We start from the raw sequence: 16,727 nt of genomic DNA, 5'->3' as shown, positions 1-16,727 counted from the left end.
AAGATGACAAGATATAACTTAGAAGAACGCTTTTTACATGGTGGGGATTATAATCCTGACCAGTGGCTAAATTATCCCGAGATCTTAGCCAAAGATTTAGAACTAATGGAAAAAGCTCATGCTAATACATTTTCCCTTGGTATTTTTGCTTGGAGTGCCTTAGAGCCAGCAGAAGGGGTGTTTCAATTTGAATGGTTAGACAAAATCATGGATCAGCTCGCCGAACGAAACAGTAACGTCATTTTAGCGACGCCAAGCGGTGCGCGTCCTGCCTGGTTGTCTAAAGCATACCCTGAAGTTCTCCGGACCAATGAAAAACGGGAAAAAATGTTACACGGTGGGCGACACAATCACTGTTTTTCTTCGCCAATCTATCGTGAGAAAGTGGCGATCATCAATCGGAAATTAGCTGAACGCTACCACGATCACCCAGCACTATTGATGTGGCATATTTCCAATGAGTATTCTGGAGATTGTCATTGTCCTATTTGCCAAGAAAACTTTCGTCAGTGGGTCAAGCAGAAGTATCAAACGCTAGCAGCCTTGAATGAGGCCTGGTGGGGACCGTTCTGGAGCCATACGATCACCGATTGGTCGCAAATCGAATCTCCTTCACCGATCGGCGAAATGCAAGTTCATGGACTAAATCTAGACTGGCATCGTTTTGTAACCGATCAGACTATTGATTTCTATGAACATGAGATCAAAGACATTCGTCGTTTGTCTCCAGATGTGCCGATCACAACGAATTTCATGGCAGATACCCGTGATTTGATTCCCTTTTATAGTCTTGATTATGGAAAATTTGCCCAGCATGTGGATGTCATTAGTTGGGACTGTTATCCTGCTTGGCATAATGATTGGGGAACGACAGCCGATTTGGCAAGTAAGGTTGGGTTTATCAATGATCAATATCGTAGCTTGAAAAAGCAACCCTTTTTGATCATGGAATCAACCCCTAGTGGTGTGAATTGGCATCCAGTCAACCGCACGAAACGCCCCGGGATGCATCTGTTGTCTTCTATGCAATTTATTGCTCACGGTTCAGATAGTAATCTTTATTTTCAATGGCGAAAATCTCGAGGCTCATCTGAGAAGTTCCATGGGGCCGTCGTGGACCATGACAACGACGAGCAAAATCGTGTTTTTCAAGATGTAGCAGAAGTGGGGAAAGCCTTAGAAGAAATCAAAGAAATCAAAGGATTGCACAAAAAAGCCAAAGTGGCGATCATCTATGATTGGGATAACAATTGGGCGCTCAATGATGCGCAAGGTTTTGGTTTAGAGAGCAAACGCTACCCACAAACGTTGCAAGAGCATTACCGCTATTTTTGGGATCATGACATCGCGGTTGATGTCATCACGAAAGATCATGACTTTGATGCTTATCAATTGATCATCGCTCCGATGCTTTACCTCTTACCAAAAGAAACTATGAAAAAATTTCAACAGTATACGAAAAATGGCGGGACACTGGTTTCCACTTATTTGACGGGGATCGTGAATGAAACGGACTTGACCTATTTAGGAGGATGGCCCCAAGAGTTAGAAGAACTGTTTGGTGTGTCTGTGAAAGAAATCGATACGTTATATCCGAAGCAAAAAAATCTGCTTTTAATGAAGGAACAGCAGTACCAAATTCATGATTATTGTAGTATTGTCCAAACAAACACCGCCCAAACGTTAGGGGTGTACGGTGCAGATTTTTATCAAGGTCAAGCTGCAGTGACCGTAAATGATTATGGTGAAGGAAGTGCCTACTATCTTGGGGGACGGACGGATCAAGCCTTTTTGGAAGACTTCTATCAAGAAGTAACACAACAGCTTCGCTTACAAAATGAGTGGGTCCGCCAAGGTTCAACGAACGTGTCGATTCAAAGTAGAGAAAGTCAGCAAGAGCAGCTCGCTCCGACTACCTATTATTTTGTGATGAATTTTTCCGAAGAAAATCAAGAAGTAGAGGTAGCAACTTCAGGAATCGACTTGCTTACAGGAAAAACGACAAACCAACTTCTTCAGTTGGCGCCTTATGAGGTGCAGATCATCAAAGTGACAGCATAAGATCAATAAAACTATTGTGTCAATTATATGAGAAAAAAGAAGTACTAACGCTGATGAAAAGCGTTAGTACTTCTTTTTTATAGAGAATGGTTTAATTTTCTTGCGCAAATTCGGCAGCTTTTGTTCCTGCTTGGCGTCCGAAGATGATGATATCGGCAACTGCATTTCCGCCAATTCGGTTTTCACCATGCAACCCACCAGTTACTTCTCCGGCTGCAAAGAGACCTGGAATGATCTCGTTATCCGTAGCGATCACTTCTGTGTTCGTGTTGATCTTCACGCCGCCCATCGTGTGGTGGATACCAGGAGCAATGGCGATGGCATAGTAAGGTCCTGTTGACAAATCGTTGTCCATTGCTGTGCTGCGTCCAAAGGCTTCGTCTTCACCAGCAGCCACACTGCTGTTCCAGGTAGCGATCGTTTCAGCAAGCGCTGCTTCTGGCATGTCCAATTCTTTTGCTAATTCTTCGATCGTGTCAGCGGATTTGACTAACCCTTGTTGCTCGTAAAAATCAATGGCTGTTACGCGTTCTTTGACACCTGCATCAAAAACTAACGTTGCCGATTTTTCAGGTAGGGCAATAATCGCTTCAGAGACTTTGTCTCGTGTTTCCATTTCATTGAAGAACCGTTCGCCTTCTTGATTGACCAAGATCGCGCCTTCTCCACGGACAGCTTCAGTGATCAACAGTGATTTAGACTGATCCACTGTTGGGTGGATTTGGATTTGCTCTAAATCAACCGTTTGTCCGCCTAACGCTTCGATCATTTTGATTCCATCACCAGTCGAACCCTCTTGGTTCGTTGTCACGTAGTCTGCCAATTCTGGTTTGTACTCGGTGATCATGTCGAAATTGGCACCGAAACCGCCTGTTGTAACGACAACTGCTTTGGCATCAATGGTTTGTTCGTTTCCTTCTACTTCAACGGTCACCCCGTTGACTTGACCATCTTCTTCATTGATTTCTTTGACATCGGCATTTACAAAAATTGGGATTTCCAATTCATGGATGTTGCGCATCAAGCCATCAACTAAGTATTCCCCAACCGCGGAACCATCAGATGGACGGTGCGTTCTTTTTTCACTCATCCCGCCAGTCGTTGTTAAGTTGTCTAAAGTGATACCCATGGAATCTAACCAATCGATCGCTTCTGCTGAATGATCCACAAAGTAGCGCAACAATTCTTCATCATTGGTGTTGTGACCGCCAGCTAATGTTTCTTCATAGAATAGATCGTTTGAATCTTCAATGCCTTCTGCTTCTTGGAATTTGGTTTCTGAAGCGTTCATTCCTGCAGAAGATTTCAATGTATTCCCACCAGAAATTGGCATTTTTTCTAAAATAACTGGGTTTGCGCCAGCTTCCTTTGCTTGGATCGCAGCGGCCATTCCAGCGCCACCCGCACCGACAATCACGACATCGTAGCTGTCTGCAAGTTCGCTAGGGTCTGTGTATTCTTGACCAGATGCAGCTGAAGTTGCATCTGTTTCTTCATTAGCAGATGAACCAGAACTTGTGCTGCTGCTTGTTTGTGAATCAGCGCCACAAGCACTCAAAGTTGCTAACGAGGTTAGGACTAATAGTGTTTGGAAAATTTTCTTCATTGTTTTTATTCCTCCTAAAACTTTTTCCAAATCAAAGACTAACATAGTTGTCATGTTATTTTTAGGTTTTGTTCGAAAAATCACATAATAATTAGAAAAGTTTAATTTATAAAGCGTTTTAGTCGAGATGAAAGGGTTTCTTGGTCATCATAAAAAAGAGTAGATTCGTGAATTTGTGGAAATAGAAGAATTACTGATTCTTTGATTTGTTTGGTATTAATCATGAAGGGAGTATGAAATGAGATTTGATTGGTCTCTTTTCTGTTATTGAAAAAAAGTACGTCACTGAGGTGCCGAGGAACGATCTCTTTTATTGAAAATAAATCAACCGCTTTGCGATCAAAAGATAGAAAGAAATTAGTGGAATCAGTATTTGTGGTCGCCAATTTTTATTCAATAAATAGAGATAGAATCTTGGGTTTCAAGAACCATTGCCAAAAAATTGCGGTGTTTCTTAAAAAAATCAAGAGAACTGTCTTGCAAAACCAATCCTTTCTTGTATAATAAAAATAAGTTAGGTCTACCTAAAAAATAAATAAACTATCCTTAACTATGGAAATGGAGTGAAAATAATGATTACTTTTTCAGAAATATCTGCAGCCTATGATGGCAATCATCAAGTGATCGCGGATTTGTCGTTTCAAGTAGAGAAACCGGCGATCGTAGGGATCATCGGACCAAATGGGGCAGGGAAGTCAACGCTGATCAAAGCGGCGTTGAAGTTGATCCCTTCCAGTGGGAACATGAGTGTCAACAAAAAAGCGTTAAAAGACTTTCAAAAGGAAATTGCCTATGTCGAACAAAAGACCGCGGTTGATTACACGTTTCCGATCACAGTCAAAGAAGTCGTATCTTTAGGCTTGTATCCTAAGATGCGCATGTTCCAAAGAATGTCGGCCAATGATTGGCAGAAAGTGACAGACGCTCTGGCAGCGGTAGAAATGGAATCCTTTGCGGAACGTCAGATTGGGGAATTGTCCGGTGGGCAGTTTCAGCGGGTCTTGATTGCTCGAACGTTGGTGCAAGATGCCAACTATATTTTCCTTGATGAGCCCTTTGTAGGGATCGATGCCACCAGTGAAGCGATCATCGTCGGGCTGTTACGTAACTTGCGAGATGCTGGCAAGACGATTTTTATCGTTCACCATGATCTGGGGAAAATCACCGAATACTTTGATTACTTGGTTCTGCTCAATCAAACCCTGATCGCTGCGGGCCCAGTGAGTGAAGTCTTTACCGAAAGCAATTTGAAGCAAACATTTGGCGATGCGATCATCGTGAAAGGAGGCGTTTAACATGTTGACAAGCTTTTTTACCAGTTTAAGTAACTATCATTTCTTGCAAAATGCCTTGATCACGGCAGTCGCGATCGGAATCGTCGCAGGGGTGATCGGTTGTTTTATTATCTTACGAGGGATGTCCTTGATGGGGGATGCAATCTCTCATGCGGTCTTACCAGGGGTAGCCTTGTCTTATATCTTCGGCGTTCATTTTTTTGTCGGGGCGATCTTCTTTGGGATCTTGGCTTCCATGATTATTACCTATATCGCCAATAACAGTCTGATCAAAAGTGATACGGCGATCGGTATCACCTTTAGTTCGTTTCTAGCTTTAGGGGTTATCTTGATTGGGGTAGCAAACAGTTCGACTGATTTGTTTCACATTTTGTTTGGGAATGTGCTAGCTGTGCAAGATAGTGACAAATGGCTGACGATCGCTATCGCTATCCTTGTGCTGGCAGTGATCATCCTCTTCTTCCGTCCGCTGCTGATCACTTCTTTTGATCCGATGATGGCAAAGGCCTTTGGGATGAAAGTGCAAGCCTATCACTACTTATTAATGTTCTTATTAACTTTGGTTTCAGTGACAGCGATGCAAAGCGTCGGAACGATCTTGATCGTGGCTTTATTAGTCACTCCGGCAGCAACGGCTTATTTATATACAAAACAATTGAAGCATATGATGATCATCGCAGGGGTTTTAGGTGGTCTCGCCTCATTTATCGGCTTATTTATCGGGTACAGCTTTAATATTGCCGCAGGATCAAGTATCGTTTTGACCGCAGGAGCCTTTTTCGTGATCGGTTTCTTGTTCTCACCAAAACAAAAGACCAGTCCAGTCAAGCGCTGGTCAGCGACAGCGGTTTTAGCGACGGCAGCTGTAGCTGGTGGCTTCTTTTTGGCACAGCAAAACGGACAGATGGCCCAAACAGAAGGGAAACTTTCAGTAGTAGCGACCAATTCGATCATTGCTGATATTACGGAAAACATTGCCGGTGATCGAATCGATCTTCACAGTATCGTACCAGTGGGGCGTGATCCCCATGAATATGAACCTTTAGTGGAAGATGTTCGAAAAGCGACCGATGCTGATCTTATCCTTTACAACGGCTTGAATCTAGAAACTGGCGGCAATGGCTGGTTTACCAAATTGATGAACAATGCCAATAAGGTAGAAAATGAAGATTACTTTGCCGTCAGTGATGGCGTGGATGTGCTTTATTTATCTGATGATGAAGACCACAGCAAAGCCGATCCTCATGCATGGTTAAATCTAGAAAACGGCATGATCTATGCCCGTAACATCGCTCAACGCCTGAGTGAAAAGGACCCTGACAATCGCTCTTTCTATGAAGAAAACCTTGAACGCTACTTGGCTTCATTAGAAGAACTGGATCAGCAAGCGAAGGAAAACTTCCAATCGATTCCTGAAGAGAAGAAATTGATCGTCACCAGTGAGGGAGCCTTCAAATACTTCTCTAAAGCCTATGGTGTACCGTCTGCCTATATTTGGGAAATCAATACCGAAGAAGAAGGTACCCCTGCGCAAATCAAAAACTTAGTGGATCAGCTGCAAAACTCAGCCGTCGCTTCCTTGTTTGTCGAAAGCAGCGTCAATACTCGTCCAATGCAAAGTGTTTCTCGTGATGCGGGCATTCCGATTTTCGGAACCGTCTTTACCGATTCGATTGCAGAACCGGGAGAAGAAGGCGACAGCTACTATAACATGATGAAGTGGAATCTCGAGACGATTTATCAAGGCTTGAATCAATAATACAAAAACATCCTTAGCTCGTTCTGGCTAAGGATGTTTTTTCGTCGTATTTTTGTGCTGGAGAAAAGCAAAGAGATAAAATCCGCAGCCCATCAAGGCAGCAAGAAATGCGATGACAGGAAAGTACAACCCCTGACCGTAAACATAGGCTGTATAAGCAAAGATGGCGATCAAAAACCAGAGTGTTCCTGAGATGACCATTTTTTGGTTCCTCCTAATTGTTTAAAAGTATTTATTTGGTATATTTTAACACGATAGGGGCAAAAAGAAAATCAGCGAATCGAACGTTTGCTGAAACGATTTGCTGATTTTTTCCCAATTACAACGATGAACAGTTAAGAAACGTTCAATTGCTGTTGCGGTTCTAAATGGTAATAAAGGATCTCTGGCGGGACGCCGAGTCGGGCGGGAATCTTGGTCATACCGACCCCGCTGGAAACACTCAATAAGGTCTCATTTCCTAAAAGGTAGAGCCCATCGGTATATTTCAACGCGCCCTTTGTTTTCGCATAATAAAAAGGCAAGCGAATCTGCCCGCCATGGCTATGGCCAGAAAGAATCAAGTCGTAGTTTGGCAGATTGGTGATCCGAGAAACATAATCGGGTTCATGGAGCAAAAGCAGCTGCCATTCTGCTAAGGTTGCTTCATAGGTAAAACTGACTTTCGGACTTTCTATATCGATACCGACAATATTCATCGACGTCTTGTCATCAGAACCAAAAACCGACTCATTATCAAGTAAGGTAAACCCTGCATGCTGGTATATTTCCTTAACAAAGTAATGACCGTCATTCAAATGGTCATGGTTCCCCATAACTGCGATCTTACCCAGAGGTGCTTGCAATTTTTTCAGCTTTTCGATCAGTCGCTTGGTTGAACGATGCGGCCATTTTTTATAATTATCGATCAGATCCCCCGTGATGATGATCAGATCCGGCTTGTTTTGGATCGTTGATCGAATGATGCGATTCATTCGTCTTGGTTTAAACCAACGAGAAAAATGGAGATCACTGATATGGGCAATCACGATATTGCTTTCTGCTTGGTAAAGGTCATAAGCTTTTGAAATATCTAAGACGGTGCGCTTGTCTTTTTTTATGAGATAATGCCGTTGTTTGAGAAGATGCGGTTCAATAATAAAGGAGTAAACTAGCAAGCCCGTAAGGAGGAATGCAATAAGAATGAGGGTGTACATGGCGTGGCTCCTTTTTTGATTTGCTAGTTTCTAGCATAGTAGATTCTTACAAAAAAAGCAATCATGCGGAAGCAAAAATAACAAAAAATATCCATCGTATTTCGCTTGATTTTTCCATTAAAAAAGATACAAAAGAAGCTGCAACAGCCTATCTTTTGTATCCTAGATCGCAATTATTTGATTTTCACCAATCGTTTGAAGCGTGCCTTGTGTTTGACAGGGATCAAAGCCATGACACAATCATAAGGGACAGAGATGATCGCCCATGCGAGACTTTTACTTGAAGCAAAGGGATAGTTTTGCTGTAAGACAAAATGGCCACTGATCAAGGCAAAACCGATACTACCGACCCACAGCCATTGCGGGTCCCAATTCGTGAAGTGCTGGAGGGCTGTGATGACAAACGGATAGCCGTAAAAGTACAATGCAGTCAAAACGAAAGTGACATTTTTGGTTAATTGACGCAAGGTCAGTAAGAAAAACAAGCTAGAAAGAACGATACCCAATGGAGGGAACAGACTAACTAAGAAGGAATAAACGATGCCCCATACGATCATGCCAGGTCCTTTGACGAGAGCAGCTATGACAAAGACAAAAAGTAGGAATAAGAGCTGTTGCGAAAAACTTGCTGCCGTCAAAAGTCCGAAGAAACCAACCAATAACCAGTGAGAAAAAGTCGCTGTTTGATTCTTTTGTGGCGTCTGCTGCTGCAGTTTTAGCCATGTAGCAAAATTGGGGAAATCTTGCTGGAAATTTCGCTGAAAATCGCTATTGAATGCTTGATGGGCATTTTGCTGCCGATAGTAGTGATATTGATTTTTTAACGTGCCTTTAGCTGCTGCTTTTTGGCCAGAAAAAAAGCGGCCGGGATCAATTTTTGATCGTTCCATATTTCCACCTCCATACGATTTCGTTACCCTCAGTATAGAGAAAATCAGCTTCGGCGTCCTCCAACTTTGGGCGGATTTTTTTTGCTTGCTGAAAGTTTTCTTAAACTGCTGAAAAAAGCGAAGAGGATTCGTTTCTTAAACCGTCAAAATATGCTAGAGTATAGAAGGACTAAGGAGGAGATTTCATGATTTTTGATTCTCATACACATTTGAATGCAGAACAGTTTAACGAAGACATTCCCGAAACGGTCGCCCGTGCGCAAGAACTAGGAGTAACGGAGATGGCGGTCGTCGGTTTCGATCAGCCAACGATTGAAAAATCGTTAGCATTAAGCAAAGAATATCCTGGCATTTACAGCATTATCGGTTGGCATCCCACCGAAGCTGGTTCTTATACCCCACACGTAGAAACCTATTTGCAAGAGCGCTTGGAACGACCAAAAGTCGTTGCCTTAGGTGAAATCGGTTTAGACTACCATTGGATGGAAGATCCGAAAGAAGTTCAAGAAAAGGTCTTTCGTCGGCAAATGGCAATCGCTCGTGAACATCAGCTGCCCATCAGTATTCATACCCGTGAAGCCTTAGAAGATACCTATGCGATCTTAAAGGATGAAAAAGTCCAAACAATCGGTGGTATTATGCACAGCTTTAGTGGAGACGGAGAATGGGCGAAAAAGTTCTTGGATCTAGGAATGTACATTTCCTTTAGTGGTGTCGTGACCTTCAAAAAGGCCACGGAGGTACAAGAAGCTGCACTAGTCGTACCACAAGATCGGCTACTCGTTGAGACTGACGCGCCGTATTTAGCCCCTGTTCCTTATCGCGGCAAACGCAATGAACCCGGCTATACCCATTATGTGGTGGATAAAATCGCGGAGCTGCGGCAAGAAGCGGTCGCTGATGTTGCGGCCTACACGACAAAAAATGCCCACCGCTTGTTTAGGATCAATGACTGATAAACCGAAAATCGAAGAAATCATTGTCGTCGAAGGCAAAGACGACACCCGTCGATTGCAAGAAGTGTTCGAAGTAGATACGATCGAAACGATCGGTTCAGCGATCGATGATACGATCCTTGATCAAATCGAGCATGCCCAAGAAACACGAGGGGTCATCGTGTTTACCGATCCCGATTTTTCGGGAGAAAAGATCCGCAAAATCATTATGGAAGTGGTTCCGGATGCCAAGCATGCCTTTTTACCGCGCAGTCAGGCAGCACCGAAAAGCAAAGGCAGTTTGGGCGTGGAACACGCCAGCCATGAAGCATTGAAAGAAGCCTTGCGAAAAGTCGTAACCCCGATTGCTTCAAATGAAGTCAGTGAAGGAACCATTGATCGCCAACAGTTATTAGCGTATGGCTTGATCGCAGGCGCTGGAGCAAAAGAGAAACGAGAGCGGCTAGGAGATCTTTTACGCATCGGCTATACGAACGGCAAACAATTAGAGAAGCGGCTGGCAATGTTTCGTATCACCGATGCAGAGTTGGCAGAAGCTATGAAAACAGTGGAGGAAGAATTGTGAAGGAAGAACGGGATATAGCAACCCCCTCAAGAACCAAAGAGATTTTAGCGAAACATGGCTTTACCTTTAAAAAAAGTTTAGGACAAAACTTCTTAACAGAACCGAATATTTTACGGAAAATCGTAGAAACAGCAGGCATCGACGAAACGACAAACGTCATTGAGGTTGGACCTGGAATCGGTGCGCTGACCGAACAGTTGGCAAAACACGCCAAGCAAGTGTTGGCGTTTGAAATCGATGATCGGTTGATCCCTGTATTAGCTGATACGATGCAGCCTTACGCAAACGTAAAGATCATTCATCAAGATGTCTTGCAAGCAGACCTATCAACGACCATTCGGTCAGAATTCAGCGATACGGCTGCTTCATTAAAAGTTGTCGCAAATCTGCCTTATTATATTACTACGCCTATCATGATGCACTTTTTAGAGTCTCAGGTACCAGTAGATGAAATGGTCGTGATGATGCAAAAAGAAGTGGCTGATCGAATCTCAGCAGTTCCCGGGACCAAAGCCTATGGCTCGTTGTCGATCGCTGTGCAATACTACATGGAAGCAAAACTGGCATTCATCGTCCCGAAAACCGTTTTTGTACCCCAACCGAATGTTGATTCGGCTATTTTGAAATTGACGCGCCGTCCACAACCAGCGGTCGCAGTCACCGATGAAAAAGAGTTCTTTAAATTAACGAAAGCAGCCTTTCAGTTGCGTCGTAAAACCCTTTGGAACAATTTGCAAAATAGCTATGGAAAAGATGAAGAAACCAAACAGTGGTTGGCAGACAGTTTAGAAGCAAGTGGGATCGATCCGAAACGTCGTGGAGAAACGCTGTCGTTAGCGGAATTTGCCAAATTAAGCAATGAAATGCAAGCGCGCAAAGGATAACTTCTATAAAAACGGATGTTGAATAAACATTCGTTTTTTTTTTTTTTTTTGTGTGTCTTGACACCTTGTGGAAATACCAGTAGAATAAGCAAGATAGAACTGTCATGACACATTTAAGGAGAGAGTATAAATGAAAAATCATTCCATCCGCCATTTAACGATCGCTGCATTGTTAATCGGCATGGGGATCGTCATTCCCATGGTAATGCCCAAAATCGTCATCGGACCTGCATCTTTTACCTTAGCTAGCCATGTTCCCGTATTTGTGGCGATGTTCTTTTCACCAGCGATGGCGATCGCTGTAGCTTTAGGAACGACCTTTGGCTTTTTCTTAACACTACCACCAATCATTGCATTACGGGCATTGTCCCATGTTGTTTTTGCAGTCATCGGTGCCTTTTATTTACAGAAGCACCCAGATATTTTACTGAAAAATGGCAAACCCTCTTTATTGAATATCAAATTTCAGAGCTTTAACTTGATTATCGGACTGATTCATTCTGCCGTTGAAATGGCAGTCGTTGTCGCCTTTTACTTCACAGGAAATGTACCAGGGACAGCATTCGATGGCAATTTCTACTATTTCTTGTTCGTTTTGATGGGGATCGGTGGCTTGATCCATAGCTTGATCGATTTCAATTTGGCTTATTTTGTTGCAGGTGCCTTAAGCAAACAATTTGATATTCGTTCGTTTTCAAAAGCAAAAGGACGCTTTATTCAGAAACAGAAGAAAGCGGCATAAGCGCCAGTTTGAATAGACCCGCTGCGTAAACGGGTCTATTTTTTTGTGTTTAGATTAAGAAAATACTCCCTCTTAAAACGTTTATTATAGTGAAATAATAAACAGAAATAAGTTATAATATAAAAGAGGAGGAAGTAGATGAAGAAGAAAAAGTTAAAACGGTTACTTTTAGGTATGTTCGTCTTGATGCTCTTCTTTCTGCTGATTTTTTATGACAGTAAGAATGGGCAGTCCCCATTTGAAAAGATAGAGGATGAATTGACACTAGCACTTTCGGATGAAGAACAAACACCAGAGCCTGAATACAGTGACGTTATTCAATTGGACGTTCCGTTAGAAAATCAATTCGATGAAGTTACGTTAGGAAATGGTTGTGAAGTAACGGCTTTATCGATGCTCTTGAATTTTTACGGATTTGATACCAATAAAAATCAATTGGCAGAAGAATTAGTGTATGTCCCACTTTATGAGGATTATAATCACCATGGAGATCCGCGAGAAGGCTTTGTTGGAAACATCTATGGCGGCGATAGCGCGATGGGTGTTGACGTAGAACCGATCACTGATGTCGCCGAAAGTATTGTAAAAGAGCAATATGAAGTCGTTAGTGGACGAGACAAAAGTTTTGATGAGATCGTCAAAGTCCTGCAATCTGGGAAACCAGTTTGGATGATCGCGACGTTAGAATTACAAGTACCTACCGATGCTGATTTCTTTCAATGGAATACCCAAAATGGCGAAATCCTTGTGACTGCATTGATCCATTCGGTAGTGATCACTGGCATCGATGGTGATACGATGTATGTCAACGACCCTTATGGGCATAAGGATCGCGAAGTCAGCAAAGAAGACTTAGCAGCGATCTATGAAAAAATGGGTCAGCAATACTTATATTTAGAAGAAATCTAAGAAAAAGTCTCAACTTGCCGTTGACAGTAAATGAAAAAACAATTATAATTTTTTAAAATTAAACAAAGAATTCGATAACGTTGAAGAGAAGAGTAGCAGATCAACAAAGGTACAGAGACTCCGGTTGGTGAAAAAGGAGACATGCGGTGATCAGTGAAGATGAGCTCTGAGTTTTTTTGTTGGTTCACGCCAGCAAAACGGCATGCGCCCGTTACAGCGCCAAGTATCATAGTGTACTGTTGAGGTGTTATTTGTGAGAATAGCACGAATTAGGGTGGTAACGCGCATCAAGTCGTCCCTTTTATCCATAAGGATAAAAGGGCGGCTTTTTTTGTTTTTCACAGCCGAAACTGTTCGCTTTCTCTTCAACAAGAAATTTATCTGTAAGGGGTTGAATCAATGCCAATCATTATTCCCAAAGAATTACCCGCTGCAGCGGTCCTGCAAAAAGAAAATGTCTTTGCCTTACTGCAGCATAAAGCGGCGAAGCAAGAGATCCGTCCCTTGAAAATCGCGATCGTCAATTTGATGCCGAAAAAGATCGCTACAGAAAATCAGTTGTTGCGTTTACTTTCCCAAAGTCCACTGCAAATTGAGGTGACTTTACTAAAAATGAAATACCACGAAAGCAAAAACACCTCTGTCGATCACATGGAAAAGTTTTATCAAGAATTTTCAGTGATCCAGCCGCAACGATTCGATGGCTTGATCATCACCGGAGCCCCAGTTGAAAAAATGGCATTCGAAGCCATTGACTATTGGCAAGAACTACAAAAAATCATGGATTGGAGTCAGACGAATTGCACTTCAGTCCTACATATTTGCTGGGGGGCACAAGCGGGGCTTTATTACCATTACGGTATCGACAAAGTGTTGTACCAAAGCAAATTGTTCGGTGTCTTCGAACAAACAGTCACGCATTTTCATCCACTGGTTCGGGGCTTTGACGACGTCTTTTATACACCGCATTCGCGCTATACTGGCATCGATGATGTCCAGCTGGCCCAAGCGCCTTTAGAAATATTGGCAGCGGGCGTTGAAACAGGGCCTTCCATCTTCGTATCAGAAGATCATAAAAATGCCTTCTTGCTAGGACATTTTGAATACCATTCAGCGACCTTGAATGAAGAGTACTTGCGAGACATGGAACGGGGCTTAGATACCGCGTTGCCCAAAAATTACTTTGCTTATGACCGCTTAGGGGGAAAAATCACCAACCGTTGGCGGGGACATGCCTCTTTGTTTTTCAGCAATTGGATCAATGAAACCTATTTGCGAACGCCGTATGACCTGTCCGTCATGCCAACGAAAGAAGGTTACCGAATTGGCAGTGAGCCAGAAGGTCGGGTGAGTATCAATGACGATTGAGCATTTTCTCTCCCACTATGCCAGGCAGCGAAAAGGCACCAATTCTTTAAAATGGGATCTTGTGGATCAACGGTTCCAAGGAGAAAAGCTTTTGCCTTTATGGGTAGCTGATATGGATTTTGCGGCGCCAAAGGCAGTGGAAGAAGCCTTGCAGCAACTGGTTGCTCAAGGAACCTTTGGCTATGCGATTCCCCCCTCAGGCTATTTTTTAGCCTATCAAGCTTGGCAAGATCGCCACTGGGGGACGAAATTCGAAGAAAAATGGCTCTCGTTTTCCACAGGGGTCGTCCAATCTTTGGTTGATTTGCTTCATTGTTTCACAGAACCTGACGATGGCATCTTGATCCAGCCGCCCGTCTATTATCCCTTTTTTGACAGCATCAAAGAGACGAAAAGGCGCTTGATAGAAGCACCCTTGCAAAAGGTGAAGAATTCCTATCAAATCGATTTTGCTGCTTTTGAAGCCAAAATCATTGAAGAAAAAGTGAAACTATTTATTCTCTGCTCCCCCCACAATCCAGTAGGGCGGGTCTGGCAAGAGAAAGAATTGCATCAGTTATTGGCCATTTGCCAAAAACATGAGGTTGTCGTGATCGCCGACGAGATCCATCGTGAACTGATACTCGGTGAGCAGCAATTTGTTTCAGCCGTGACAGTGGCACAGGGGTTCGGCTTTGAGAAGCTGATCGTTCTGGATTCGCCCTCAAAAACCTTCAACTTAGCAGGATTGTTACTCTCTCATGTTTGGATTCCTGATTTAGAGATGCGCAGAGCCTATCAGGCTTGGTGCCGACAATACAAGCAGACGGAAGTCAATCGTTTGGGATTGGTGGCTGCGAAAGCCGCGTATGAATCGGGGGATCAATGGCTAGATGACCTGCTTTTGGTGATTGCTGCCAATGAACAAAAGGTCCGCCAGCAACTGCAAGAAGCATTTCCCAAAATTGAGCTCCTGCCATTAGAAGGAACCTATCTTCTCTGGGTCGATCTGAGGCAAGTCATCGCCAAAGAACGAACCAAGCAGGTGGTCCAAGATACTGCCGGTCTCGCAGTCGATTATGGGGAATGGTTCGCCAAAGACGGTCAGGGCATGATTCGTCTGAATCTTGCGACAACACCAACGATCATTCAAAAAGCCCTTGATCGTTTGATCGAGGCAATCAAAAAGGAGGAACGACATGACCATTGATACAGCAACTTTTCTGGCCCAATTAGGCAATCATTCGGATCAGCAAACCGGGGCGATCAGTCCGCCAATTTATCTTTCCACGACCTTTGCACATCCTGAATTGGGGCAAAGTACCGGCTATGATTATACTCGGACCAAAAATCCGACCCGGGATATTTTAGAAGCGGGTCTTGCCGAATTAGAAAAAGGAGCTCGGGCAGTAGTGACCAGCTCTGGCATGAGTGCGATCGCTTTGATTTTTGACTTATTTACCAGCGGGAGTCGCTTTTTGGTTTCTCGTGATTTGTATGGCGGCAGCTTTCGCTATTTTGCGGAATTGGAAAAAAGCCAACGGGCATTCTTCGATACCTTCAGTACTGTAACAGAATTAAGTGAAAAATTAACTGACGAGGTAACGGCTGTCTTTTTAGAGACCCCAACGAATCCTTTGATGACCGTGACGGATATTGCTGAAACCGCCAAGCTTGCTCACGAACAGGGGGCACTATTGATCGTGGATAATACCTTTTTGACGCCGTTACGGCAGTTGCCATTAGAAGAAGGCGCGGATCTAGTGATCCATTCAGGCACCAAATTCTTATCTGGCCACAATGATATTTTGGCTGGTGTCGTGATCGCCAAAGATGCGCAAGTAGGGGAGCGTTTGAATTATTTAGCCAATACTTCAGGCCCGACTTTGAGCAGCTTTGATACGTGGTTATTTATCCGAAGTTTAAAGACGCTGCCGTTGCGCTTTGAACGACAGGAAGCCAACGCCAAGGAAGTCGGCCGTTTTTTACGAGCCCATCCGGCGATCAAAGAGGTGCTGTACCCGAATGCCGGCGCGATGATCAGTATTCGGGTGCTTGATGAAACCAAAATCAGCGGCTTTTTAGCAGCATTACAGGTCTTTACCTTTGCGGAAAGCCTAGGTGGTGTGGAAAGTCTCATCACGTATCCAACGACACAGACCCACGCGGATATTCCTCAAGAGGTACGAGAATCTTATGGGTTGACGCCGGATCTTTTACGGATCTCCATTGGGATCGAAAGTAGTAAAGATTTGATCGATGACTTAGAAAATGCACTGAAGATATTCAAATAACCCGACCACAGATCAGCTAGTTAAAAACTTACTTTTGTAGAGTAATTTTATTGACAGTTTTAGTTGTATAGGATAAAGTTACACTACATATGAATAGTGAGTCCGATGTTTTCAGTTGACGGCAACAGGCATTTGCCATTTCTCCTTTGAAAAAACAATTTGTTTTGAGAAACAGAGGTGAAATTGGTCTAGTTGAGCAATACGTCAAGAAAACGGGACGATT

At 43.3% G+C, this 16,727-nt stretch carries 15 protein-coding genes; 11 read left to right on the top strand and 4 right to left on the bottom strand.

The annotated features are described in order from the left end of the window. Window positions 1–3 precede the first annotated feature (3 nt). Window positions 4–2,061 (top strand): beta-galactosidase, encoded by a 2,058-nt coding sequence (locus tag IGI94_RS10860; protein WP_087664940.1) that lies wholly within the window; start codon window positions 4–6, stop codon window positions 2,059–2,061. Window positions 2,062–2,152: 91 nt separating this feature from the next. Here the strand turns inward: IGI94_RS10860 and IGI94_RS10855 are convergent, their stop codons facing one another. Then, on the bottom strand, window positions 2,153–3,667 hold the full coding sequence (locus IGI94_RS10855) for a flavocytochrome c (RefSeq protein ID WP_438899738.1): 1,515 nt from the start codon (window positions 3,665–3,667) through the stop codon (window positions 2,153–2,155). A gap of 572 nt (window positions 3,668–4,239) precedes the next feature. On the opposite strand from IGI94_RS10855, the gene IGI94_RS10850 reads away from it, so the two are divergent. After that, entirely contained in the window at window positions 4,240–4,962 is a 723-nt protein-coding gene (locus IGI94_RS10850; RefSeq protein ID WP_086332564.1) for a metal ABC transporter ATP-binding protein, read from the top strand. A gap of 1 nt (window position 4,963) precedes the next feature. After that, on the top strand, window positions 4,964–6,721 hold the full coding sequence (locus IGI94_RS10845) for a metal ABC transporter permease subunit (protein ID WP_008378930.1): 1,758 nt from the start codon (window positions 4,964–4,966) through the stop codon (window positions 6,719–6,721). A 27-nt stretch (window positions 6,722–6,748) separates the two neighbouring features. On the opposite strand, the gene IGI94_RS10840 is transcribed toward IGI94_RS10845, so the two are convergent. From IGI94_RS10840 to IGI94_RS10830, 3 genes are all read right to left on the bottom strand, one after another. Then, on the bottom strand, window positions 6,749–6,922 hold the full coding sequence (locus IGI94_RS10840) for a hypothetical protein (RefSeq protein WP_438899737.1): 174 nt from the start codon (window positions 6,920–6,922) through the stop codon (window positions 6,749–6,751). Window positions 6,923–7,056: 134 nt separating this feature from the next. After that, window positions 7,057–7,917: a metallophosphoesterase gene (locus IGI94_RS10835; RefSeq protein ID WP_005234806.1), complete on the bottom strand. Its 861-nt coding sequence runs from the start codon at window positions 7,915–7,917 to the stop codon at window positions 7,057–7,059. Window positions 7,918–8,090: 173 nt separating this feature from the next. After that, a complete protein-coding gene (locus tag IGI94_RS10830) occupies window positions 8,091–8,807 on the bottom strand; it encodes a hypothetical protein (protein ID WP_438899735.1) in 717 nt (238 codons plus the stop codon). Window positions 8,808–8,992: 185 nt separating this feature from the next. Between IGI94_RS10830 and IGI94_RS10825 the strand changes: the two genes are divergently transcribed. From IGI94_RS10825 to IGI94_RS10790, 8 genes are all read left to right on the top strand, one after another. Further along, the gene (locus IGI94_RS10825) at window positions 8,993–9,763 is read left to right on the top strand and encodes a TatD family hydrolase (RefSeq protein WP_008378926.1); all 771 of its coding nucleotides are present in this window, start codon (window positions 8,993–8,995) and stop codon (window positions 9,761–9,763) included. Then, window positions 9,756–10,328: a ribonuclease M5 gene (gene rnmV / locus IGI94_RS10820; protein ID WP_005234813.1), complete on the top strand. Its 573-nt coding sequence runs from the start codon at window positions 9,756–9,758 to the stop codon at window positions 10,326–10,328. Before IGI94_RS10825 ends, rnmV begins: the two co-directional genes overlap by 8 nt. Beyond that, window positions 10,325–11,212, top strand: coding sequence for a 16S rRNA (adenine(1518)-N(6)/adenine(1519)-N(6))-dimethyltransferase RsmA (gene rsmA, locus IGI94_RS10815; protein WP_008378923.1), 888 nt, complete (start codon window positions 10,325–10,327; stop codon window positions 11,210–11,212). Before rnmV ends, rsmA begins: the two co-directional genes overlap by 4 nt. Before the next feature lie 130 nt (window positions 11,213–11,342). Beyond that, entirely contained in the window at window positions 11,343–11,954 is a 612-nt protein-coding gene (locus IGI94_RS10810; protein ID WP_438899734.1) for a hypothetical protein, read from the top strand. 138 nt (window positions 11,955–12,092) lie between these two features. Further along, on the top strand, window positions 12,093–12,863 hold the full coding sequence (locus IGI94_RS10805) for a C39 family peptidase (RefSeq protein ID WP_016613561.1): 771 nt from the start codon (window positions 12,093–12,095) through the stop codon (window positions 12,861–12,863). 399 nt (window positions 12,864–13,262) lie between these two features. Then, window positions 13,263–14,231, top strand: a complete 969-nt coding sequence (locus IGI94_RS10800) for a homoserine O-succinyltransferase (protein WP_244732169.1) — start codon at window positions 13,263–13,265, stop codon at window positions 14,229–14,231. Further along, on the top strand, window positions 14,221–15,420 hold the full coding sequence (locus tag IGI94_RS10795) for a MalY/PatB family protein (protein ID WP_438899733.1): 1,200 nt from the start codon (window positions 14,221–14,223) through the stop codon (window positions 15,418–15,420). Before IGI94_RS10800 ends, IGI94_RS10795 begins: the two co-directional genes overlap by 11 nt. Beyond that, window positions 15,410–16,504, top strand: a complete 1,095-nt coding sequence (locus IGI94_RS10790; RefSeq protein ID WP_438899732.1) for an aminotransferase class I/II-fold pyridoxal phosphate-dependent enzyme — start codon at window positions 15,410–15,412, stop codon at window positions 16,502–16,504. The genes IGI94_RS10795 and IGI94_RS10790 overlap by 11 nt, the downstream gene beginning before the upstream one ends. Window positions 16,505–16,727: the final 223 nt, after the last annotated feature.

Source organism: Enterococcus sp. AZ149 (assembly GCF_051714285.1).
Taxonomy (GTDB): domain Bacteria; phylum Bacillota; class Bacilli; order Lactobacillales; family Enterococcaceae; genus Enterococcus_D; species Enterococcus_D entomosocium.
Note: the sequence above shows the minus strand (reverse complement) of the source record. Positions and strands in the feature narration are given on the sequence as shown.

Excerpts from the sequence above, each read along its gene's own strand:
- IGI94_RS10860 (WP_087664940.1), top strand. The coding sequence starts at position 4 with ATGACAAGATATAACTTAGAAGAACGCTTTTTACATGGTGGGGATTAT.
- IGI94_RS10855 (WP_438899738.1), bottom strand. The coding sequence starts at position 3,667 with ATGAAGAAAATTTTCCAAACACTATTAGTCCTAACCTCGTTAGCAACT.
- IGI94_RS10850 (WP_086332564.1), top strand. The coding sequence starts at position 4,240 with ATGATTACTTTTTCAGAAATATCTGCAGCCTATGATGGCAATCATCAA.
- IGI94_RS10845 (WP_008378930.1), top strand. The coding sequence starts at position 4,964 with ATGTTGACAAGCTTTTTTACCAGTTTAAGTAACTATCATTTCTTGCAA.
- IGI94_RS10840 (WP_438899737.1), bottom strand. The coding sequence starts at position 6,922 with ATGGTCATCTCAGGAACACTCTGGTTTTTGATCGCCATCTTTGCTTAT.
- IGI94_RS10835 (WP_005234806.1), bottom strand. The coding sequence starts at position 7,917 with ATGTACACCCTCATTCTTATTGCATTCCTCCTTACGGGCTTGCTAGTT.
- IGI94_RS10830 (WP_438899735.1), bottom strand. The coding sequence starts at position 8,807 with ATGGAACGATCAAAAATTGATCCCGGCCGCTTTTTTTCTGGCCAAAAA.
- IGI94_RS10825 (WP_008378926.1), top strand. The coding sequence starts at position 8,993 with ATGATTTTTGATTCTCATACACATTTGAATGCAGAACAGTTTAACGAA.
- rnmV (WP_005234813.1), top strand. The coding sequence starts at position 9,756 with ATGACTGATAAACCGAAAATCGAAGAAATCATTGTCGTCGAAGGCAAA.
- IGI94_RS10810 (WP_438899734.1), top strand. The coding sequence starts at position 11,343 with ATGAAAAATCATTCCATCCGCCATTTAACGATCGCTGCATTGTTAATC.
- IGI94_RS10805 (WP_016613561.1), top strand. The coding sequence starts at position 12,093 with ATGAAGAAGAAAAAGTTAAAACGGTTACTTTTAGGTATGTTCGTCTTG.
- IGI94_RS10800 (WP_244732169.1), top strand. The coding sequence starts at position 13,263 with ATGCCAATCATTATTCCCAAAGAATTACCCGCTGCAGCGGTCCTGCAA.
- IGI94_RS10795 (WP_438899733.1), top strand. The coding sequence starts at position 14,221 with ATGACGATTGAGCATTTTCTCTCCCACTATGCCAGGCAGCGAAAAGGC.
- IGI94_RS10790 (WP_438899732.1), top strand. The coding sequence starts at position 15,410 with ATGACCATTGATACAGCAACTTTTCTGGCCCAATTAGGCAATCATTCG.